At 65.2% G+C, this 21,474-nt stretch carries 19 protein-coding genes and 1 pseudogene; 16 read left to right on the top strand and 4 right to left on the bottom strand.

The window, feature by feature from the left end:
• Positions 1 to 48: 48 nt before the first annotated feature.
• Genes ACQ858_RS10640 through ACQ858_RS10625 form a run of 4 tightly spaced genes read right to left on the bottom strand, consistent with a single transcriptional unit; the run spans position 49 to position 2,774 of the window.
• Positions 49 to 309, bottom strand: coding sequence for a BolA family protein (locus tag ACQ858_RS10640; RefSeq protein WP_431276591.1), 261 nt, complete (start codon positions 307 to 309; stop codon positions 49 to 51).
• Positions 309 to 848 (bottom strand): septation protein A, encoded by a 540-nt coding sequence (locus ACQ858_RS10635; protein WP_431276590.1) that lies wholly within the window; start codon positions 846 to 848, stop codon positions 309 to 311. The genes ACQ858_RS10640 and ACQ858_RS10635 overlap by 1 nt, the downstream gene beginning before the upstream one ends.
• Before the next feature lie 37 nt (positions 849 to 885).
• Entirely contained in the window at positions 886 to 1,296 is a 411-nt protein-coding gene (msrB, locus tag ACQ858_RS10630) for a peptide-methionine (R)-S-oxide reductase MsrB (protein ID WP_431276589.1), read from the bottom strand.
• Complete coding sequence (locus ACQ858_RS10625) at positions 1,293 to 2,774, bottom strand: protein adenylyltransferase SelO (RefSeq protein WP_431276588.1); 1,482 nt, start codon at positions 2,772 to 2,774, stop codon at positions 1,293 to 1,295. The genes msrB and ACQ858_RS10625 overlap by 4 nt, the downstream gene beginning before the upstream one ends.
• Positions 2,775 to 2,934: 160 nt before the next feature.
• On the opposite strand from ACQ858_RS10625, the gene ACQ858_RS10620 reads away from it, so the two are divergent.
• The 16 genes and pseudogenes from ACQ858_RS10620 (at position 2,935) to ACQ858_RS10545 (ending at position 21,451) form a co-directional block, all read left to right on the top strand.
• Entirely contained in the window at positions 2,935 to 4,578 is a 1,644-nt protein-coding gene (locus ACQ858_RS10620; protein ID WP_431276587.1) for a 3-(methylthio)propionyl-CoA ligase, read from the top strand.
• Positions 4,579 to 4,741: 163 nt separating this feature from the next.
• A complete protein-coding gene (locus ACQ858_RS10615) occupies positions 4,742 to 5,980 on the top strand; it encodes a branched-chain amino acid ABC transporter substrate-binding protein (RefSeq protein WP_431276586.1) in 1,239 nt (412 codons plus the stop codon).
• A gap of 81 nt (positions 5,981 to 6,061) precedes the next feature.
• Positions 6,062 to 7,015 (top strand): branched-chain amino acid ABC transporter permease, encoded by a 954-nt coding sequence (locus tag ACQ858_RS10610; protein WP_431276585.1) that lies wholly within the window; start codon positions 6,062 to 6,064, stop codon positions 7,013 to 7,015.
• Positions 7,016 to 7,027: 12 nt separating this feature from the next.
• Positions 7,028 to 8,329 carry a branched-chain amino acid ABC transporter permease gene (locus ACQ858_RS10605; protein ID WP_431276584.1) on the top strand — a complete coding sequence of 434 codons (1,302 nt, stop codon included), beginning with the start codon at positions 7,028 to 7,030 and terminating at the stop codon, positions 8,327 to 8,329.
• Entirely contained in the window at positions 8,326 to 9,114 is a 789-nt protein-coding gene (locus tag ACQ858_RS10600) for an ABC transporter ATP-binding protein (RefSeq protein ID WP_431276583.1), read from the top strand. Before ACQ858_RS10605 ends, ACQ858_RS10600 begins: the two co-directional genes overlap by 4 nt.
• A 1-nt stretch (position 9,115) precedes the next feature.
• Entirely contained in the window at positions 9,116 to 9,811 is a 696-nt protein-coding gene (locus ACQ858_RS10595; RefSeq protein WP_431276582.1) for an ABC transporter ATP-binding protein, read from the top strand.
• A 266-nt stretch (positions 9,812 to 10,077) separates the two neighbouring features.
• Positions 10,078 to 12,183, top strand: a complete 2,106-nt coding sequence (locus ACQ858_RS10590; protein WP_431276581.1) for a 3-hydroxyacyl-CoA dehydrogenase NAD-binding domain-containing protein — start codon at positions 10,078 to 10,080, stop codon at positions 12,181 to 12,183.
• 132 nt (positions 12,184 to 12,315) lie between these two features.
• Positions 12,316 to 13,784 (top strand): annotated as a pseudogene (locus ACQ858_RS10585) (M20 family peptidase).
• Positions 13,785 to 13,817: 33 nt separating this feature from the next.
• Positions 13,818 to 14,993 (top strand): acetyl-CoA C-acyltransferase, encoded by a 1,176-nt coding sequence (locus tag ACQ858_RS10580; protein WP_431276580.1) that lies wholly within the window; start codon positions 13,818 to 13,820, stop codon positions 14,991 to 14,993.
• 162 nt (positions 14,994 to 15,155) lie between these two features.
• Positions 15,156 to 16,988 carry an acyl-CoA dehydrogenase gene (locus ACQ858_RS10575; protein ID WP_431276579.1) on the top strand — a complete coding sequence of 611 codons (1,833 nt, stop codon included), beginning with the start codon at positions 15,156 to 15,158 and terminating at the stop codon, positions 16,986 to 16,988.
• Positions 16,988 to 17,194 (top strand): hypothetical protein, encoded by a 207-nt coding sequence (locus tag ACQ858_RS10570; protein ID WP_431276578.1) that lies wholly within the window; start codon positions 16,988 to 16,990, stop codon positions 17,192 to 17,194. Before ACQ858_RS10575 ends, ACQ858_RS10570 begins: the two co-directional genes overlap by 1 nt.
• Positions 17,195 to 17,196: 2 nt before the next feature.
• A complete protein-coding gene (locus ACQ858_RS10565; protein ID WP_431276577.1) occupies positions 17,197 to 17,481 on the top strand; it encodes a Dabb family protein in 285 nt (94 codons plus the stop codon).
• 15 nt (positions 17,482 to 17,496) lie between these two features.
• A complete protein-coding gene (locus tag ACQ858_RS10560) occupies positions 17,497 to 18,291 on the top strand; it encodes an SDR family oxidoreductase (RefSeq protein WP_431276576.1) in 795 nt (264 codons plus the stop codon).
• A gap of 1 nt (position 18,292) precedes the next feature.
• Positions 18,293 to 18,754, top strand: a complete 462-nt coding sequence (locus ACQ858_RS10555; protein ID WP_431276575.1) for a PaaI family thioesterase — start codon at positions 18,293 to 18,295, stop codon at positions 18,752 to 18,754.
• A 19-nt stretch (positions 18,755 to 18,773) separates the two neighbouring features.
• Entirely contained in the window at positions 18,774 to 19,790 is a 1,017-nt protein-coding gene (locus tag ACQ858_RS10550) for an NADP-dependent oxidoreductase (protein WP_431276574.1), read from the top strand.
• Between the two features lie 20 nt (positions 19,791 to 19,810).
• Positions 19,811 to 21,451, top strand: a complete 1,641-nt coding sequence (locus ACQ858_RS10545; protein ID WP_431276573.1) for an isovaleryl-CoA dehydrogenase — start codon at positions 19,811 to 19,813, stop codon at positions 21,449 to 21,451.
• Positions 21,452 to 21,474 lie beyond the last annotated feature (23 nt).

The following is a 21,474-nucleotide window of genomic DNA, read 5'->3' as shown; positions in this document are numbered from 1 at the left end:
GGGAGTTTTTCGCCGCAAGGAGTACGGCCGGGGTGCGATCAATGCGGCTTAGAACGTCTCGATGGCAATCGCGTGAAGACCCTGTGCGATGAAAAGCTGCAGCGAATCATACACAAGCCGATGGCACGCCACGCGGGACTTCCCGCCGAAGAGCGGCGAGGCAATCCGCACCCGGAAATGCGTGCCGTAGCCCTCGGCATTGGCGCCGGAATGGCCCGCGTGCGCGGCGCTTTCGTCGATGACTTCGAGCATCGTCGGGTCGAGTGCCTCGCGCAACTGCGCCTCGAGATCGCGTGTGGTGGGGGGCATCATGCGGCGGGCTTGTCGGATTTGAGATACGGCGAGATGTACAGCCCCTGCGCGACCAGGAAGACGATCGGGAAGACGTACCCCCAGAGCTTGAAGTTGACCCACGCCTCGGTGCTGAAATACGCCGCCACATAACCGTTGAGCGCGGCCATGAAAACGCAGTAGAAGACCCACGCCACGTTGAGCCGCCCCCAGATGCGCGCCGGCAGCTCGAGCTGGGTGCCCAGGAGCATCTTGAGGAAGTTCTTCTTGTAGCCCCACAGCGCCACCGCGAGCGCCACGGCCATCGCGCCGTACAGCACCGTCGGCTTCCACTTGATGAAGCGGTCGTCGTGCAGGGCGAGTGTCAGCGAGCCGAACAGCAGGATCAGCACCAGGGTGGCCTTCTGCATGGGCAGCAGCTGGCGCTCGCGCAGCCAGATGATGCCCATCTGGATGACGGTGCCGGCCATCAGTACGCCGGTGGCGGTGTAGATGTCGTAGAGCTTGAACGCCCCGAAGAAGAGCAGGATGGGAAAGAAGTCGAGGATCAGTTTCATGATGGGCGTTCGGTCGCTCTCGGTCACTCGCAGTGGCTCAGCGCTTCTGGAAGTCGAGAGCGGCCGAATTCATGCAGTAGCGAAGGCCGGTCTCGGTCGGTCCGTCGGGAAACACGTGGCCGAGGTGCGCGCCGCAATTGGCGCACACATTTTCGGTGCGAACCATGCCGTGCGACCGGTCGATGATGTTGCGGATCGCGCCGGGCACGGCTTCCTGCGAGAAGCTGGGCCATCCGCAGCCGGCGTCGAACTTGGTCGACGACTCGAACAGCTTCGCGCCGCAGCAGATGCAGTGGTAGCTGCCATCCTCCCAGTGCGCTTCATATTTGCCGGTGAAGGGGCGTTCGGTGGCCGCATGGCGCGTGACCTCGAAGGCGCCGCGCTCGGCGCCTTTTTCGGCAAGGATGGCTTTCCATTCGGCGTCGGTCTTCTGGATGGGTGCGGTCATGATGAACAGCTGATTTCGATCGTTGAAGCCCAGTCGGGCGGGAAGCCGGCAAAGTCGTCGTGGCCGGCGTGCTCTTCAAATGGGGATTCAAGCAGAGTGAGCAAGGCAGCGACGCCGGAGTGGTCCTTGCGCTGCGCGGCTTCGATGGCTTGCTGGCCCAGATGGTTCCGCAGCACGAACTTGGGATTGCTGGCCAGCATCAGGTCGGCCGCCTTCGAAGGCGGGATTGCGGCATGGCGCTCCGAGAATGACCGGAACCAGCCGTCGAAGCCATCACGGTCGATGAAGAGGTCGCGGACCGAATCTGGATCGTCGCCGGCCATCGCCCGCGAGAGCCGCCGCCAGAAGATCGGGTAGTCGACCTTCTCTTGCGCCAGCAGTTTCAGCAGCCGCTCGATCAGGGGGCGGTCCGATTCGGCCCGGTCGATCAAGCCGAGCTTGGCCCGCATGCGCGCCTCGTATTCATGGGGGAAGACGGTCTTGTACGACTCCAGCGCCGCGACGGCGATTTCCTGGTCGCCGATCAGCGGCAGCAGCGCCTGGGCGAGGCAGAAGAGATTCCAGTACGCCACGTTCGGCTGCTGGTTGTACGCATAGCGGCCGGAGGTGTCGCTGTGATTGCAGATGTGCCGCGGGTCGAAGCCGTCGAGGAACTGGAAGGGCCCGTAGTCGATGGTGAGCCCGAGGATGCTCATGTTGTCGGTGTTCATCACCCCATGGCAGAAGCCCACCGCCTGCCATTGCGCAAGCAGCGCCGCGGTGCGCTCGCTCACCGCCTCGAGGAGCGCGGCATAGGCGTTGCCGCTGAATCGGTCGGTGGTCCGGCAGGCAGGGTAGTAGCGGTCGATCACGTAGTCGGCGAGGGCGCGCAATTCCTCGTCGCGCTCGCGGGCGGCAAAGTGCTCGAAATGGCCGAAGCGGATGAAGCTCGGCGCCACCCGGGTCACGACGGCGGCCGTTTCGACCTCCTCGCGGCGGACGGGGGCATCGGAACCGGTGACGCACAGCGCGCGCGTGGTGGGGATGCCGAGGGCGTTGATCGCCTCGCTGCACAGGAATTCGCGGATGCTCGAACGCAGCACCGCCCGGCCGTCGCCCATGCGGGAGTAGGGCGTGAGCCCGCTGCCCTTGAGCTGCACTTCGAGCCCGCCCGCCGTCTCGCCGAGCAGGATCGCTCGGCCATCTCCGAGCTGGCCGGCCCAGACACCGAACTGGTGCCCGCTGTAGACCGTGGAAAGCGGCCGCGAACCCCTGACCGATGCATTGCCCGCGAAAGCGGCCAGGGCGTCGTTCGAAGAAAGCCGATCGGGGTCCAGGCCGAGCTCCCTCGCCATCGCGAGGCTGCGGCCCACCCAGTAAGGCTCGGGCAGCGGCGTGGGCCGGAGTTCGGTATGGAACGCGGACCCCAGCGCCGAGAAGCCCGGAACCCAGCGCAGGCCGAGATCCACGACGTCGGTTTCTTCTACAAGCGTGCTCATGGGCTGGATTGTCCCGCACCTGCCATCCACCGGCCGTGTCTGCGGGTTTCTGTCATTGCGTGACGCGGCCCCCTGAGCAAACCTCGGGCCGCGAGGCGCGCGGTGATGACATCGCGTTGCCGCAGAATCACCAAAGCCCGATTCAATAAGGAGTAAATAGATGCTGGGTTTGATGCAGGATCAACCGTTGCTGATCTCGTCGCTGATCGAGTTCGCCGAACGCCATCACGGCGACGCCGAAATCGTGTCTCGCAGAGTGGAAGGCGACATTCACCGCACCACGTGGCGCCAGATTTCCGCACGTTCGCGGCAGGTGGCCAATGCGCTCGACGAGGAGCAACTGCTGTTCAGCGATCGCGTCGCGACCCTGGCCTGGAATGGCTACCGCCACCTGGAGCTCTATTACGGCGTGAGCGGTTCCGGCCGCGTGCTGCACACCATCAACCCGCGCCTGCATCCGGACCAGATCGCCTGGATCGCCAACCATGCCGAAGACCAGATCCTCTGCTTCGACATGAGCTTCCTGCCGCTGATTCAGGCGATGCATGCCAAGTGCACCACCGTGAAGAAATGGATCGCGCTGTGCGACGCCGACAAGCTTCCGGCCGACAGCGGCATTCCCAATCTGGTGAGCTACGAGGCCTGGATGAGCCAGCGCTCCACCGACTACGCCTGGCCGCGCTTCGACGAGAACTCGGCCTCCAGCATGTGCTACACGAGCGGCACCACGGGCAACCCCAAGGCCGCGCTGTACAGCCACCGCTCGACGCTGCTGCATGCCTACGCAGCGGCCTTGCCCGACGTGATGACGCTCTCCGCACGCGACTCCGTGCTGCCGGTGGTGCCGATGTTCCACGTCAATGCCTGGGGCATCCCGTATTCGGCCGCGCTGGTCGGCGCCAAGGTCGTGTTCCCCGGACCGGCGCTCGACGGCAAGTCGGTCTACGAGCTGATCGAAGGCGAGAAGGTGAGCTTCGCCGCCGGCGTGCCGACGGTCTGGCAGATGTTGCTGGGGCACCTGCAGGCCAACGGGCTGCACTTCTCGACGCTCAAGCGAACGGTGATCGGCGGCTCCGCCTGCCCGCCGGCAATGATCGATGCCTTCCAGCAACAGTACGGTGTCGAAGTGTTGCACGCATGGGGCATGACCGAGATGTCGCCGCTGGGCACGCTCTGCACGCTGAAGAACAAGCACCTCGAGATGCCGCCCGAGCAGCAGACGGCCATCCGCATGAAGCAGGGCCGCGCGATCTTCGGCGTGGACATGAAGATCGTCGACGGCGACGGCAAGGAACTGCCGTGGGACGGCAAGGCCTACGGCGACCTGCTGGTCAAGGGCCCATGGGTGGTCAAGGAATATTTCAAGGGCGAGGGCGGCAATCCGCTCATCGACGACGAGAACGGGCGCGGCTGGTTCCCGACCGGCGACGTCGCCACCATCGATGCCGACGGCTTCCTGCAGATCACCGACCGCAGCAAGGACGTGATCAAGTCCGGCGGCGAATGGATCAGCTCCATCGACATCGAGAACATCGCGGTGGCCCATCCGGCCATCGCGATGGCGGCATGCATCGGCGTGAAGCACCCCAAGTGGGACGAGCGGCCGATCGTCGTCGTCGTGAAGAAGCCCGGCGCCGAAGTGACGCGCGACGAACTGCTCGCCTTCTACCAGGGCAAGACGGCCAAGTGGCAGATCCCCGACGACGTCGTCTTCGTCGATGCGATCCCTCTCGGCGCGACCGGCAAGATCCTCAAGACGCGGTTGCGCCAGATGTTGCACGACTACAAGCTTCCGGGCGTCTGAGTCCTGATTTCTACCGCGGGGTAGCACCAACTCGAGGCGCGCTGTCGCCTGCGTGATAGAAACCGGCCCCGCGGCAGTTTCCTTACGGGCATTCCCTGACGGGCGAGGTTCCAAACACTTGTAATCTCGTCCCGCATTTCGACAGCAGACCAGGAGACATGCCATGAAGTTCGCTCTGAAATTCGCAACCGCCGCCGTGCTTGCGGCTTGCGCCACCGGTGCTCTGGCCCAGAAGGGAGAGACAGTGAAGATCGCCTGGCTCGACCCGCTGTCGGGCCTGATGGCGGCGGTCGGTACCAACCAGTTGAAGACCTACCAGTTCCTCACCGAGGAGTTCAACAAGAAGAACGCCGCCGGCGTCAAGTTCGAGATCATCGCGATCGACAACAAGCTGAGCCCGCAGGAAACTACCAGCGCATTGCGTTCGGCGATGGACCAGGGTGCGCGCTATGTGCTGCAGGGCAACGGCTCGGGCGCGGCGCTCGCGATCATCGATGCGCTCGAGAAGAACAACTCCCGCAACCCGGGCAAGGAAGCGCTCTACATCAACTACGCCGCGGTCGATCCCGACCTGACCAACAGCAAGTGCAGCTACTGGCACTTCCGGCTCGATGCCGACACCTCCATGAAGATGGAAGCATTGACCACCTTCATGAAGGACCAGCCGGAGATCAAGAAGGTCTACATCATCGGCCAGAACTATTCGCACGGCGTGCAGGTGGCCAAGTACGCCAAGGAAGACCTCGCGCGCAAGCGCCCCGACATCCAGATCGTCGGAGAAGACCTCCACCCGCTGGCCCAGGTGCGCGACTTCGCGCCGTACATCGCCAAGATCAAGGCGTCGGGCGCGGACTCCGTCATCACCGGCAACTGGGGCTCCGACCTCGCGCTCCTGATCAAGGCCGCCAACGACGCCGGCCTGAACAATGTCAAATTCTTCGTCTACTACGGCAGCGTGAGCGGCACGCCCACCGCCATGGGCGCCGCCTCTGCTGGCAAGGTCTACCAGGTTGCCTACGGCCACGCCAACATGGGCGGCGAGATTCAGCGCCTGGGCACCGAATTCACGAAGAAGTTCAAGGAAGACCTCTACACGCAGTCGGCCTACACGGCGCTGACGATGCTGAGCGACGCGTTCGCCAAGGCCAAGTCCACGGACCCGGTCAAGGTCGCGCCGGTGCTCGAAGGCATGCGCTTCAAGAGCTTCAACGGCGATGTCGAGATGCGCAAGGCGGACCACCAGCTCCAGCAGGGCCTCTACATCGAGCGCTGGGAGAAGGCGGGCGGCAAGTACCCCATCGATGCCGAAGGCACGGGCTACACCTTTGTGCCGGTCAAGTACTTCGAGCCCTACGTCGCGAGCACGCCGACGACGTGCGAGATGAAGCGGCCCAGCCCCTGATACCTCTCCAGGACTCTGACCCGGTCGAGGCCCGACTTCAACACTCGGGCCTTTTTCTTTTCCAAGTGACCCCATCGATCGATGACCGTCGAATTCCTCGTCATCTCGCTGCTCAACGGCGTGAGCTACGGCTTGCTGTTGTTCATGCTGAGCTCTGGCCTTACGCTGATCTTCAGCATGATGGGTGTGCTCAACTTCGCGCACACCAGCTTCTACATGCTCGGGGCCTATCTGGCCTACACCCTGTCCAGCGTCATCGGGTTCTGGCCCGCATTGTTCATCGCGCCGCTGCTGGTCGGCGCCATGGGTGCCGCGTTCGAGCGCTACAGCCTGCGCCGCGTGCACAAGTACGGCCATGTGCCCGAACTGCTCGTGACCTTCGGTCTGTCGTTCCTCATCCTTGAACTGGTGCAGCTCGTCTGGGGCCGCTCGACCGTGCCCTATGGCCTTCCGACGCAGCTGCAGGGGCCGCTCTTCACGCTGTTCGGCACGCAGTTCCCGAAGTCGCGGTCCTTCATCATGCTGGTCGCGCTGCTGATGCTGCTGTCGGTGTGGCTGCTGCTGACGCGCACGCGCATCGGTCTCGTGATCCAGGCGGCGCTCAAGCATCCGGAGATGGTCGAGGCGCTCGGCCACAACGTGCCGCGCGTCTTCATGCTGGTGTTCGGCGGCGGCGCGGCGCTGGCCGGGCTCGCGGGCGTGGTCGGCGGCAACACCTACGTCACCGAGCCGGCGATGGCGGCATCGGTCGGCTCGATCATCTTCGTGGTGGTCGTCGTGGGCGGGCTCGGTTCGCTCGCGGGGGCGTTCCTCGCGTCGCTGCTGATCGGCATCGTGCAGACCTTCGCGGTCGCGATGGACCAATCGATGGCCAGCGGCCTCAAGGCGCTCGGTTTCGCGGTCACCGAAAGCACCTTCGGCTATCCGCTGCTCAATCTCACGATCTCGCAGGTCGCGCCGATCCTTCCGTACCTGTTCCTCGTTCTGATCCTGATCTTCAGGCCCAAGGGTCTGCTGGGTACTCGCGAAGACTGACCCATGAGCACCATGACGACCTCTCCCGCGTACTACCGCTTCAAGCCCTGGAACCTGGGGCGCATCTTCATCTGGGCGCTGTTCGCGCTCGTGCTGAGCGTCGCGCCCCTGCTCTTCAAGAGCAGCCTTGCGCTCACGATGCTTTCGCAGATGGGCTATCTCATCATCATCTGCCTGAGCTACAACATCCTGCTCGGGCAGGGCGGCATGCTCAGCTTCGGGCATGCGGTGTATGTGGGCCTCGGCTCGTTCGTCGCGATCCATGCGATGAACCTCGCGGGCAAGGGCGGCTGGCCGATTCCGCTGGTGCTGATCCCCGTCATCGGCGGCCTGGCGGGGATGTTCTTCGCGATCCTGTTCGGCTACGTCACGACCAAGAAGTCCGGCACCACCTTCGCGATGATCACGCTGGGCATCGGCGAGCTCGTCGCATCGATGGCGCTGATGTTCCCGGGCTTTTTCGGCGGCGAGGGCGGTGTGACGACCGACCGCGTCTACGGCAAGCCCTTCTTCGGCATCACCTTCGGGCCGCAGAACCAGGTCTACTATCTGATCGCGGTGTATTGCTTCGTCTGCACCGGGCTGATGTATGCCTTCACCGGCACACCGCTCGGGCGCATCCTGAACGCGGTGCGCGACAACCCCGAGCGCGTGGAGTTCATCGGCTACAACACGCAGCGCGTGCGCTACTTCGCCTTCATCATCGCGGGCTTCTTCGCGGGCATCGGCGGTGGCCTCGCGGCGATCAACTTCGAGATCGTGAACGCGGCGGACAGCCTCAACGCCTTCCGCTCGGGGAGCTACCTGCTGTTCACCTTCCTTGGCGGCGCGGTCTTCTTCTTCGGTCCGATCATCGGCGCGGTGCTGCTGGTGTTCGCCGCGGTGCTGCTGTCGGAGCTCACGAAAGCCTGGCAGCTCTACTTCGGGCTGGTGTTCGTCTTCATGGTGATGTTCGCGCCCGGCGGTATCGCGAGCCTGATCATGATGAACCTTCGCGTGGCGAAGTTCGGCAAGTTCAAGCGCTTCTGGGGCCTGTATGGCGGCCTGGTCCTGACCGCGATCCCGGTCGTGATCGGCGCCGCGGCGATCATCGAGATGATCTATCACATCCAGCTCAACTCCGCGCTCGGACCGGAGCTCGACTTCATGCGCGTGACGCTCGACACCTCATCGTTCACGAGCTGGTTCGGAGCGGCGCTGATCTTGCTGGTCGGCCTGGGCCTGCTCGAAACGGTGCGACGCCGCTTCGTGCGTGTCTGGGGGCAGGCTCAGGAAGAGATCGAAGCCGAGATCAAGAGAAGGGAGCTGGCATGAGTGCCGTGCAGAACAAGGCCCACGCCATCGAACTCAAAGGCTTGCGCAAGAGTTTCGGCAAGACGGAAATCATTCGCGGCGTGGACCTCGCCGTGGAGGCCGGGGATCGCGTCGCGATCATCGGCCCCAACGGGGCGGGCAAGTCCACGCTGTTCAACCTGATCAGCGGCCGGCTTGCGCCCACGAGCGGCGAAGTGCTGCTCAATGGTCAGCGCATCGACGGCATGCGGCCGTTCGAGATCAACCGGCTGGGCCTGTCGCGCAGCTTCCAGATCACGAACATCTTTCCCAAGCTCAGCGTGTTCGAGAACCTGCGCTGCGGCGTGCTGTGGAGCCTCGGCTACCGCTACACCTTCCTGCGCTTTCTGTCGAACCTCGACGATGCCAACGAGCGCACCGAGGAGCTGATCCACCAGGTCGGTTTGGACAGGAAGCGCGACGTGCTCGCGGTGAACCTCACCTACGCGGAACAGCGCGCCCTGGAGATCGGTGTGACCATCGCCGGCGGCGCCGACGTGATCCTGCTCGACGAGCCCACCGCCGGCATGAGCAAGACCGAGACGCAGCACTTCATCTCGCTCATCAAGCAGGTCACGGTCGGCAAGACGCTGCTCACGGTGGAGCACGACATGGGCGTGGTGTTCGGCCTCGCCGACAAGATCGCCGTGGTCGTCTATGGAGAAGTCATCGCCTTCGACACGCCAGCCGCGGTGCGCGCCAACGCGCGCGTGCAGGAGGCCTATCTCGGTTCGGCAGTAGCCGACGCTCAGGGCGCTGGACACTGACATGCTGAAGCTCCAAGACATCCACGCCTATTACGGCAAGAGCCATGTGTTGCATGGTGTTTCATTCGACGTGCGGCCCGGCGAAATCGTCGCACTGCTGGGCCGCAACGGCTCCGGCCGTTCGACCACCGCGAAGGCCATCATGGGCCTGGTGCATGCCGAAGGCACACTGCGTTGGAAGGAGAAGGACATCCTGCGCCGCAAGGCTTACGAGGTCGCACACCTCGGCATCGGCTACGTGCCGGAGAACCGCGACATCTTTCCGAAGCTGACGGTGCATCAGAACCTGCTGCTCGGCCAGAAGGGCTCGGGCAAGGGCAGCCGCTGGTCTTTCGACGACATGTACGGCATGTTCCCGCGCCTGAAGGAACGCCAGCACACCGAGGCGGGCGTGCTCTCGGGTGGCGAGCAGCAGATGCTGACGCTGTGCCGCACGCTGATGGGCGACCCCGACCTGATCATCATCGACGAGCCGACCGAAGGCCTCGCGCCGAAGATCGTCGAGTTGGTGGGGCAGTACCTGCGCACACTCAAGGACAAGGGCATCTCGGTGCTCCTGATCGAGCAGAAGCTGACCATTGCCATGCAGATCTCCGACCGTGCGCTCGTCATGGGCCACGGCAGCATCGTGTTCGACGGCACGCCCGATTCACTGCGCGCCGACGCCGCCACCCGAAAGGAATGGCTGGAGGTCTGAACATTGGCTCTCCCCCAGCCTCGCCCACTTCGTGTGGCTCTGCACCCCCTCGCCGGGGGCAACACCAGTGGCCCGGCGAAGCCGGTTCCACGGTGTTTCCCGAAAGTCCCGGTAGTGACTGATGCTGGTTGTCGGTGCGAAGGAAACGCCTAGAATTTCACAAAAAAGAACACTCGTGCTTTTTAAGTGCGGAGTCTTCGGCGTCGATGGCGGCGAAGACTTTGAACCCGCTTTTTCGATCCTCTCCCAATCCAAAGGAACGCAGCATGACGGCTGAATACAAAGTGCTCGGCGACGTCGCCGTGATCACCATGACCAACCCTCCGGTCAATGGCCTCGGTTTCTCGACGCGCATCGGTATCACGGACGGTCTCTCCAGGGCCATCGACGATCCGGCGGTCAAGGCGATCGTCATCACGGGCGCCGGCAAGGCGTTCTCGGGCGGCGCGGACATCAAGGAATTCGGCACGCCCAAGGCCCTGCAGGAACCCAACCTGCTGAGCGTGATCCTCGCGCTCGAAGCCTCGACGAAGCCGATCGTCGCGGCAATCCATTCGGTCTGCATGGGCGGCGGCCTGGAACTGTCGCTCGGCTGCCACTACCGCGTGGCTGCACCGGGCACCAATGTCGCGCTGCCTGAAGTCAAGCTGGGCCTGATCCCCGGCGCGGGCGGCACGCAGCGCCTGCCGCGCGTGCTCGGCGTCGAGACCGCGCTCAACATGATCGTGAGCGGTGAGCCGGTCAAGAGCGAGCTGCTCGCCTCGCCGCCGGGCCAGAAGCTGTTCGACAAACTCGCCGCATCGGCGGAATCGCTGTTCGACGAGGCCGTGGAGTTCGCGAAGTCGGTTGCCGGCAAGACCGGCGAGGCGCTTCCCCTCGTGCGCAACCTGCCGTGCAAGCACCCGCAAGGCGACGCCTACTTCCAGTTCGCGCGCAACATGGTCGGCGGCATGTCGAAGAACTATCCGGCACCGCTCAAGTGCGTCGATGCGGTGCAGGCCGCCACGAAGATGAAGTTCGACGAGGGCATGGCCGAAGAGCGCCGCATCTTCACCGCGCTGATGTTCACGCCCGAATCCATCGCGCTGCGCCATCTGTTCATGGCCGAGCGTGCGGCGTCGCACATTCCTGACGTTCCGGGCGACACGCCCCAGCGTCCCGTCAAGTCGGTCGGCGTGATCGGCGCCGGCACCATGGGCGGCGGCATCTCGATGAACTTCCTGAACGCCGGTATCCCGGTCACCATCCTCGAGATGAAGCAGGAGGCGCTCGACCGCGGCATCGCGACGATCAAGAAGAACTACGAGGCGCAGGTCAAGAAGGGCAAGCTCAAGCAGGACAAGTACGAGCAGCGCATGGCGCTGCTCAAGACCACGCTGTCCTATGACGACCTGAAGGACGTGGACCTCGTGATCGAAGCCGTGTTCGAGGAATTGGGCGTCAAGGAGAAGGTGTTCACCGAGCTCGACCGCGTGATCAAGCCCGGCGCGATCCTGGCATCGAACACCTCCACGCTCGACGTGGACAAGATCGCCGCCTTCACCAAGCGCCCGCAGGACGTGGTCGGCATGCACTTCTTCAGCCCGGCCAACGTGATGAAGCTCCTGGAAGTGGTGCGCGGCAAGCACACCGCCAAGGACGTGCTCGCGACCGTGATGGGCATCGCCAAGAAGATCAAGAAGACCGCCGTGGTCTCGGGCGTGTGCGACGGCTTCATCGGCAACCGGATGATCGAGCAGTATTCGCGGCAAGCAGGTTTCCTGCTCGATGAAGGCGCCACGCCCCAGCAGGTGGACAAGGCGATCGAGAAGTTCGGCTTCGCGATGGGCCCGTTCCGCATGGGCGACCTCGCAGGCAACGACATCGGCTGGGCGATCCGCAAGCGCCGCGCCACCGAGATCGCCGACATGAAGTACAGCCGCACGGCGGACAAGCTCTGCGAGCTGGGCCGCTTCGGCCAGAAGACCGGGGCAGGGTGGTACGACTACCAGCCGGGCAAGCGCGATGCGATTCCGTCGGACCTGGTCAACAAGATGATCGAGGACCACCGAAAGGAGCTGGGCATCACGCCGCGCAAGATCTCCGACGAAGAGATCGTGCAGCGGCTGGTGTATTCGCTCGTCAACGAAGGCGCGCACATCCTCGAAGACGGCATCGCCTCCAAGCCGGGCGACATCGACATGGTGTACCTGACGGGCTACGGCTTCCCGATCTGGCGCGGCGGCCCGATGCACTATGCGTCGCAGGTCGGCCTCTTCAACGTGGCCGAGTCGATGAAGCGTTTCGCGAAGAATCCGCACGACGATGCGAAGTTCTGGCAGCCTGCGGCGCTGATCCAGAAGCTGGTGGCCGAAGGCAAGTCGTTCAGCTAATGAAGTCCACCCCCGTTGCTCGCTCACTTCGTGTAGCCGCCTCCCCCTCAAGGGAGCGCACCCAGCGGCCCGGCGAAGCCGGTTCCGCGGGTGCTCCGGGTTGGGTCGTGCGCGTAGGAAAGGATGGCTTGCATGCTGAAACGCGTGTTCCTTGCGCTGGTGCTGGTGATCGCGGCGCTGGTGGCGGCGGTGGCGGTCAATACCGGCGCACGCCGTCGCGGCAGGTCGCCGTGGCGCCGGCGCCGCCGGTCGCGATCGATCTCCCGGCTGCTGCCAAGCGGCTGGCAGGGGGCATCCAGTTCCGCACCGTGTCGAGCCTCGACGATCCCGCGGGCAACGCGGCGGAATTCGACAAGTTGCATGCCTACCTCGCCGAGCAGTTCCCGAAGGTTCATGCCACCCTCAAGAAGGAAGTGGTCGGGCAGCACGCGTTGCTCTACACCTGGGCCGGCTCCGATCCCAAGGCCAAGCCCGTCGCTCTGATGGCGCACCAGGACATGGTGCCGATCGCATCCGGGACCGAGAAGGCCTGGAAGGTCGATCCCTTCGGCGGCGTGATCGAGGACGGCTTCATCTGGGGCCGCGGCGCACTCGACGACAAGGGCAACCTGTTCGCGCAGATGGAAGCCATCGAGGCGCTGATCGCGAGCGGCTTCAAGCCCGCGCAGACGGTCTACCTCGTGATGGGCGACGACGAAGAGGTGAGCGGCCTGCGCGGCGCGCTGCCGATCGCCGAACTGCTCAAATCGCGCGGAGTGCGTCTCGATTGGGTGCTCGACGAGGGGCTGCTGGTGCTCGATGGCGTGCTGCCGGGCCTGTCGAAGCCTTCGGCGCTGATTGGCCTGGCCGAAAAGGGCTATGCAACGTTCTTCCTGTCGCTGGATACCGCGCCGGGCCACTCGTCGATGCCGCCGGCGCTCAGCGCGATCGGCCAGATGAGCGCGGCGCTCGCGCGGCTCGAATCCAAGCCGATGCCGGGCGGTATCAAGGGTATCGCCGGCCAGATGTTCGGCACGCTCGCGCCCGAGATGAGCGGCCTCAATCGCGTGCTGCTGTCGAACCTGTGGCTCACCGGACCGCTGGTGGAAAGCCAGCTCGAGAAGAGCCCGAGCAGCAACGCGATGCTGCGCACGACCACCGCGCTGACCATCGTGCGCGCCGGCAACAAGGACAACGTGCTGCCGGGCCGCGCCGAAGCGGCGGTGAACTTCCGCATCCTGCCGGGCGACACCATCGACAGCGTGGAAGCACACCTGAAGAGCGCGCTCGGCAACGACGCGATCCAGGTCAAGCGCTACCCGGGCAACTCGGAACCGTCGCCGGTTTCGCCGACGGATGGCGACGGATATCGCGCGATCGAGCGTGCGGTGCGGCAGGCCTTTCCCGATGCAGTCGTCGCGCCGGGCCTGATGGTCGCCGCCACCGACTCGCGTCACTTCAGCCTCGTCAGCGATGCGGTCTATCGCTTCTCGCCCTACCGTGCAAAGAGCGAAGACCTCGCGCGCTTGCATGGCACCAATGAGCGTCTCGCCATTTCCAACTACGGCGAAATGATCAATTTCTACCAGCAGTTGCTGCGCGACACCGCGCAGCCCCAGTAACCGATATCTCCCTCTTCTTCAAAGGACCACACCATGACCCGCGCCGTCATCGTCTCTACCGCCCGCACGCCGCTCGCCAAGAGCTGGAAGGGTTCTTTCAACATGACGCACGGCGCCACGCTCGGCGGCCACGCGGTGCAGCATGCGGTCCAGCGCGCCGGCATCGATCCGGCCGTGGTGGATGACGTGATCATGGGTTGCGCCACGCCCGAAGGCGCGACCGGCTCGAACATCGCGCGGCAGATCGCGCTGCGTGCCGGCCTGCCGATCACGACCTCGGGCATGACCATCAACCGCTTCTGCTCGTCGGGCCTGCAGACGATCGCGACCGCCGCCCAGCGCATCATCGCGGGCGAGGGCGAGGTCTATGTCGCCGGCGGCGTCGAGAGCATCTCGTGCGTGCAGAACGAAGCCAACAAGCACATGCTGGCCGATCCGTGGCTGGTCAAGCACAAGCCCGAGATCTACTGGAACATGCTGCAGACGGCCGAGCAGGTCGCCAAGCGCTACAACATCGGCCGCGACGCGATGGACGAGTACGGCGCCGCGAGCCAGCAGAAAGCCGCCGCCGCGCTCGAAGCCGGTCTGTTCAAGGCAGAGATCGCGCCGATCACCGTGCTGGCCGGCGTCGCCGATCCGGTGATGGGCCTGCGCACCAAGGAAGTCACGGTCGAGAACGACGAAGGCATCCGCGCCGGCACCACCAAGGAAGGCATCAGCGGCATCCGCTCGGCGCTGCCGGGCGGCCTGATCTCGGCGGGCAACGCGAGCCAGTTCTCGGACGGCGGCGGCGCCTGCGTGGTGGTCGACGAGAAATACGCGGAGCAGAAGGGCCTGAAGCCGCTCGGCCGCTTCCTCGGCTTTGCCGTCGCTGGCTGCGAGCCTGACGAAATGGGTATCGGCCCGGTCTTCGCGGTGCCGAAGGTGCTGGGGCGCCTGGGCCTGAAGGTGAGCGACATCGACCTCTGGGAACTGAACGAAGCCTTCGCCGTGCAGGTCATCTACTGCCGCGACAAGCTCGGCATCCCGGGTGACCGCCTCAATGTCAACGGCGGCGCGATCGCCGTGGGTCATCCCTACGGCGTGAGCGGCCAGCGTCTGACCGGCCACGCGCTGATCGAAGGCAAGCGCCGCGGCGCGAAGAAGGTCGTGGTCACGATGTGCATCGGCGGCGGCATGGGCGCTGCCGGCGTGTTCGAAATCCTGTAGCTCTCCCCCAGGCTCGCGCACTTCGTGTGAAGGTCCTGGCTCTCCCCCAGGCTCGCGCACTTCGTGTCGCTCTCCACCCCTCACCGGGGGCAACCCCAGCGGCCCGGCCCAGCCGGTTCCGCGGGGTCCCTGGCCAGAGGCCATCACATCTGAGAACGAACCATGAGCCTTCGTCCTACTCTCGATTTTCTTCTGTACGACTGGCTCCATGCCGAGTCGCTCAATGGGCGCGAGCGTTTTGCCGATCATTCGCGCGAGACCTTCGACGCGGTGCTCGACACCTGCGAGCGCATCGCGCGCGAGAAGTACGCGCCGTTCAACCGCATCGTGGACACCCAGGAGCCGCATTTCGACGGCGAGAAGGTGATCCTCCCGCAGGCCACGCACGATGCGCACAAGGCCTTCGTCGAGTCCGGCATGATGAGCGCGGCGCAGGACTACGACATCGGCGGCATGCAGCTGCCGTACACCGTGCAGGCGGCGGCCAACAGCTTCTTCGCGATGGCCTCGGTCAGCATCGGCTCGAACATGCTGACCAGCGGCAATGCCAATCTGCTGATGGTGCACGGCACCGAGATGCAGAAGGAGGTCTTCGCCAAGAACGAATTCTCGGGACGCTGGGCGGGCACGATGTGCCTGTCGGAGCCGCAGGCCGGATCGAGCCTCAGCGACGTCGCCACGCGCGCGGTGCCCGACGGCGCCGATTTCCAGAACGATCCGCTCGGGCCGCGCTATCGGCTCACCGGCAACAAGATGTGGATCTCCTCGGGCGACCACGAGCTGACCGAGAACATCGTGCACATCGTGCTCGCCAAGATCCCCGACGAGAACGGCAAGCTGATTCCGGGCACGCGCGGCATCTCGCTTTTCATCGTGCCCAAGCGCATGGTCGACACGAAGGGGCAGCTCACCGGCGAACGCAACGATGTGGCGCTCGCGGGCCTCAACCACAAGCTCGGCTGGCGCGGCACGACGAACACGCTGCTCAACTTCGGCGAAGGCAAGTACCCCGTGGGCGGCAAGGCCGGCGCGGTCGGTTACCTGGTCGGTCAGCCGGGCAAGGGCTTGCACTGCATGTTCCACATGATGAACGAGGCGCGCATCGGGGTCGGTACCGCGGCGGTGATGCTCGGCATGGCCGGCTACCACGCCTCGCTCGAGTATGCGAAGAGCCGTCCGCAAGGTCGTCTTCCGGGCGCGGCGGGCAAGGATTCGGCCCGGCCGCAGGTCCGCATCATCGAACACGCCGATGTGCGTCGCATGCTGCTCGCGCAGAAGGCATATTGCGAAGGCGCGCTGGCGCTGGAGCTCTACTGCGCCCGGCTGGTCGACGAGCAGAAGACCGGCTCGCCCGAAGCCGCCGACGACGCGCGGCTGCTGCTCGAAGTGCTGACCCCGATCGCCAAGAGCTGGCCGAGCGAGTGGTGCCTCGAAGCCAATTCGCTCGCGATCCAGATTCATGGTGGCTACGGCTACACGCGGGATTTTCCGGTGGAGCAGTACTGGCGCGACAACCGCCTCAACATGATCCACGAGGGCACCCACGGCATCCAGGCCACCGACCTGCTGGGCCGCAAGGTGCTGATGGAAGACGGGCGGGGCCTCACGCTGCTGGGCGCGCGAATCGCGGATACGATCCAGCGCGCCGCCGCACAGCCCGCGCTGGCCGGCCACGCCAAGTCGCTCGGTGCCGCGCTGCAACGCGTGGCTTCCGCGACGAAGGCCGCATGGTCCACTGGCAACCCGCAGGAGGCACTGGCCAATGCCGTGCCGTACATGCAGGCTTTCGGTCATGTGGTGCTGGCGTGGATCTGGCTCGACGTCGCGCATCGTGCTCTCGAAGCCGATGCAGCGAAATCCCAGCCGGCCACCGCGGGCCGCGTCGGCGCAACGGACTTTTTCTTCAACTACGAACTGCCGAAGATCGGCGCGTGGCTCAATGTCGTGGAGTCGCGCGACCCGACCTGTGCCGCACTGCCCGAGGAGGCTTTCTGATGACCGAAACCAAACCGCACGCCACGCTGGAAAAATGGATCTGGATCCTGATCTATGGCGGCCTCCTCGTCCTCGTCCTCGGCATCGCGACGGGGCGCGAGGAACCGGCGCTCGGCTGGGCCATGGCTGTGCCTGGCGCGGTGGTCGCCGCGGCGGGCTTCGTGCTGATCTACGTTCGCTCACGCCTTTCGGACAAGAAGGAATAGCCATGATCAAACACATCGTCATGTGGAAGCTCAAGAACCCGGGCGACGCGGCCGGGTTCAAGGCCCAGCTCGACAGCTGCAAGGGCCTGGTGCCCGGCATGCGTGAATTCGAAGCGGCCGTCCGCACCGAAGGGCTCGAAGCCAACGTGGACGTGGTGCTCGTCTCGGCGTTCGAAGACAAGGCGGCGCTGCAGGCTTATCTGGAGCATCCGGTGCACGTCGAGGTGTCCGCCGTTCTCGGCGGGCTGCGCGAATCGCGTACCGTGCTCGACTATGAAACCCACTGATTCCCCGGAGACGCCATGACCGCAAGAAGCATCCAGCAACTCTTCGACCTGAGCGGCAAGGTCGCTCTCGTCACCGGCGGCTCCCGCGGCCTCGGGCTGCAGATGGCCCACGCGCTCGGCGAAGCCGGCGCGAAGATCATGCTCAGTTCGCGCAAGGCGGACGACCTCGAGCAGGCCGCAGCGGAACTGCAGGCAGCGGGCATCGATGCCCGCTGGATCGCCGCCGACTGCTCGAAGGAGGAGGACACCCGCCGCCTGGCCGATGAAACCCTGGAGCGCATGGGCGCGGTGGACATCCTCGTCAACAACGCCGGCGCGAGCTGGGGCGCACCCGCCGAGAACCATCCGGTCGAAGCCTGGGACAAGGTGATGAACCTCAACGTTCGCGGCTACTTCATCCTGGCGCAGCAGGTCGCGCGCAGCTACATGATCCCGAAGAAGGCCGGGCGCATCATCAACATCGCATCGATCGCGGGCCTGAACGGCAACCCGCCCGAGATGCAGACCATCGCCTACAACACCTCGAAGAGCGCGGTGATCGGCTTCACGCACACGCTGGCGGCGGAGTGGGGCAAGTACGGCATCAACGTCAACGCGATCTGCCCGGGCTTCTTCATGACCAAGCTGGCGGCGGGCCTGATCAAGTCGATCGGCGAGGAGAAGATGGCTTCGCATGCGCCGTTGGGTCGTCTCGGCGACGATGAAGATTTGAAGGGCATCACGCTGCTTTACGCGAGCGATGCGGGCAAGCACATTACCGGCCAGTGGTTGGCCGTCGATGGCGGCGTCAGTGTGGTTCTTGGCGCTTGAGATGACGGATACCAACGCCAGCATCAACCTGCGGTCCTACACGGATCAGATCCCGTTCGCGCGCCATCTCGGCTTCGAGATCACGAAGTTCGAGGGCGGCGAGTCCGAGCTGCGCTACACCGCGAAGCCCGAGCACCTGAACACCTTCGACGTGACACACGGCGGTGCGGTGATGACGATGCTCGACATCGCCATGGCCGCCGCGGCGCGCAGCGAGACGCCGGAGATCGGCGTCGTCACGATCGAGATGAAGACCACCTTCATGGCGCCTTCGGTCGGGCCGCTCATCGCGCGCGGCAAGCTGCTGACGCGCACCGCGACGATGGGCTTCACCGAAGCGAAGATCTACGACGCGCAGGAGCGCGTCTGCGCGCATGCCACCGGCACCTTCAAGTACGTGAAGCGGCGCCTTCCCACTGGACCGGCGAGCGCGAACGACATGCGTCCGCCGTCTACAGACTGATTCCGACACGGAGATTTCCATGCCCACCAACAAGCAACAGATCCTCGACAATCGTCCCGAGGGCGAGGCCGTCGCCAGCAACTTCAAGCTCGTGACCAGCGAGACGCCGCCGCTTAAGGACAACCAGGTCCTGGTCCGCCATCACTACATGAGCCTCGATCCGTACATGCGCGGCCGCATGAACGAGTCGAAGAGCTACGCCCAGCCGCAGCCCCTCGGTCAGGTGATGCAGGGCGGCACGGTCGGCGAGATCGTCGAGAGCCGGCACCCGAAGTTCGCCGTGGGCGACAAGGTCGTCGGCTTCGGCGGCTGGCAGGAATACAGCGTGGTCGACGCCTCGCAACCCGGCATGTTGCGCAAGGTGGACACCACGCACGTGCCGTTGTCGCACTACCTCGGCGCAGTGGGTATGCCGGGCGTCACCGCCTGGTACGGCCTCGTGAAGATCATCAACCCGAAGGCCGGCGAGACACTGGTCATCACCGCCGCGAGCGGCGCGGTCGGCAGCGCCTTCGGTGCGCTCGCCAAGGCGCGCGGCTGCCGCGTGGTGGGCATCGCGGGCGGTGCCGATAAGTGCAAGTACGTGACCGACGAACTCGGCTTCGACGCCTGCATCGACTACCGCCAGCATCCCGACGTCAAGAGCATGAGCGCGGCGCTCAAGGAAGCCTGCCCGAATGGCATCGACGGCTACTTCGAGAACGTCGGCGGCTACATCTTCGATGCCGTGCTGCTGCGTGCCAATGCGTTCATGCGCGTGGCGCTGTGCGGGATGATCGCGGGCTACGACGGCCAGCCGCTGCCGCTCGCGAACCCGTCGCTGCTCCTCATCAACCGCGTCAAGCTCGAAGGCTTCATCGTCAGCGAGCACATGGAGGTCTGGCCCGAAGCGCTGGCCGAACTCGGCGCGCTGGTGGCCAGCGGCAAGCTCCGCCCGCGCGAATCCGTTGCGCAGGGTATCGAGGCCGCACCTGAAGCCTTCCTCGGCTTGCTCAAGGGCCGGAACTTCGGCAAGCAGCTCGTCAAGCTGATCTGACAATCTCACGGAGGCCGGCCATGGATGCGACTCACGAGGTCTTCAACCAGCCGGCCCCGCTGACCGGCTACAACCTCTTCGAGACCAACCGGCCGCTCCTGGGAGCGCTGAAGTTCAACGCGCCGCAGCTGCACACCGCAGCACTGAGCCATCTGGGCGCGGCGCTCGGCTCGGCCGAGATGCAGGCGCACGCACGCCTCGCGAACATCCACACGCCGGTGCTGCACACGCATGATCGCTTCGGACGGCGCATCGACGAGGTGGAGTTCCATCCGAGCTATCACGCGCTGATGTCGACGGCGGTGGGGGCGGGTCTGCATGGCGCGGCATGGGCGGCCACCGGGCCTTCGCCGCATGTGCACCGGGCGGCGGGATTCATGCTGTTCACCGAGCTCGAGCCGTCGATCCTGTGCCCGATCTCGATGACCTACGCGGTTGCGCCGGCCCTGCGCGGCAACGCCGCGATCCAGGCGGACTGGGGACCGAAGCTTTCCAGCCTCTGGTACGACCCGACCTTTCAGCCGTGGTCCGACAAGCCCGGCGTGACCATGGGCATGGGCATGACCGAGAAGCAGGGCGGCTCCGACGTGCGTGCGAACACCACGCGCGCCGTGCGCGTGGGCAGCGATGCCTGGGGCGAGCGTTACGCGATCACGGGCCACAAGTGGTTCTTCTCCGCGCCGATGTGCGATGCGTTCCTGGTGCTCGCGCAGGCGCCCGCCGGGCTGTCTTGCTTCTTCCTGCCGCGTGTACTCGACGATGGCAGCCGCAACGCGATCGAGATCCAGCGGCTGAAGGACAAGCTCGGCAACAAGGCCAATGCGAGTTCTGAAGTCGAGTTCCACGGCGCGACCGCCTGGCTCGTCGGCGAGGAAGGGCGCGGCATTCCGCAGATCCTCGAGATGGGGACGATGACGCGACTCGATTGCGCGCTCGGCACCGCCGGGTTGATGCGCCAGGCACTCAGCCTCGCGCTCAACCACACCGCGCAGCGCGACGCTTTCGGAAAACCACTGATCGATCAACCGCTGATGAAGAACGTGCTGGCCGACCTCGCGCTCGAAAGCGAGGCGGCCACCGCGCTGGCGATCCGCCTCGCGCGCGCCTTCGACCGGCAGGACGACGAGCACGAGCGCCTGATGGCGCGGTTGCTCACGCCGGTCGCGAAGTTCTGGATCTGCAAGCGCGGCAGCCTCTTCGCCCAGGAAGCGATGGAATGCCTCGGCGGCAATGGCTACGTGGAGGAGGGCGGCGAAGGCGTGATGGCGCGCGTCTATCGCGAGATGCCGCTCAATTCCATCTGGGAAGGGGCCGGCAACATCATGGCGCTCGACCTGCTGCGCGGCATGCGCAAGGGCGATGCAGTCGCTGCCATCGCGCAGGAGCTGGCGCCCGCGCGCGGCACCGACGCGGCGCTCGACCGCCTTGCCGATGCCTTGCCTGCGCGCATCGAGGCCATGGCGACCGAAACCGAAGCGCGCCGCCTCGCGCAGGACGTGGCGCTGGCGGTGCAGGGCGCCTTGCTCGCGCAGACGGCGCCGGGCGAAGTCACGAGCGCCTTCTGTGCGTCGCGGCTCGGCGGCGATTGGGGTCACGTGTTCGGCACGCTGGGCCGGGCAGTCGATTTCGATGCGATCATTTCACGCGCGCAGCCGCACTGAATTCAACGCAACACGAAGGATTT

Origin of the sequence: Variovorax ureilyticus, from assembly GCF_050632185.1 — a bacterium.
GTDB lineage: Bacteria > Pseudomonadota > Gammaproteobacteria > Burkholderiales > Burkholderiaceae_C > Variovorax > Variovorax ureilyticus_A.
The sequence above is the reverse complement of the archived record's forward strand: the minus strand, read 5'-3'. Positions and strand labels throughout refer to the sequence as shown.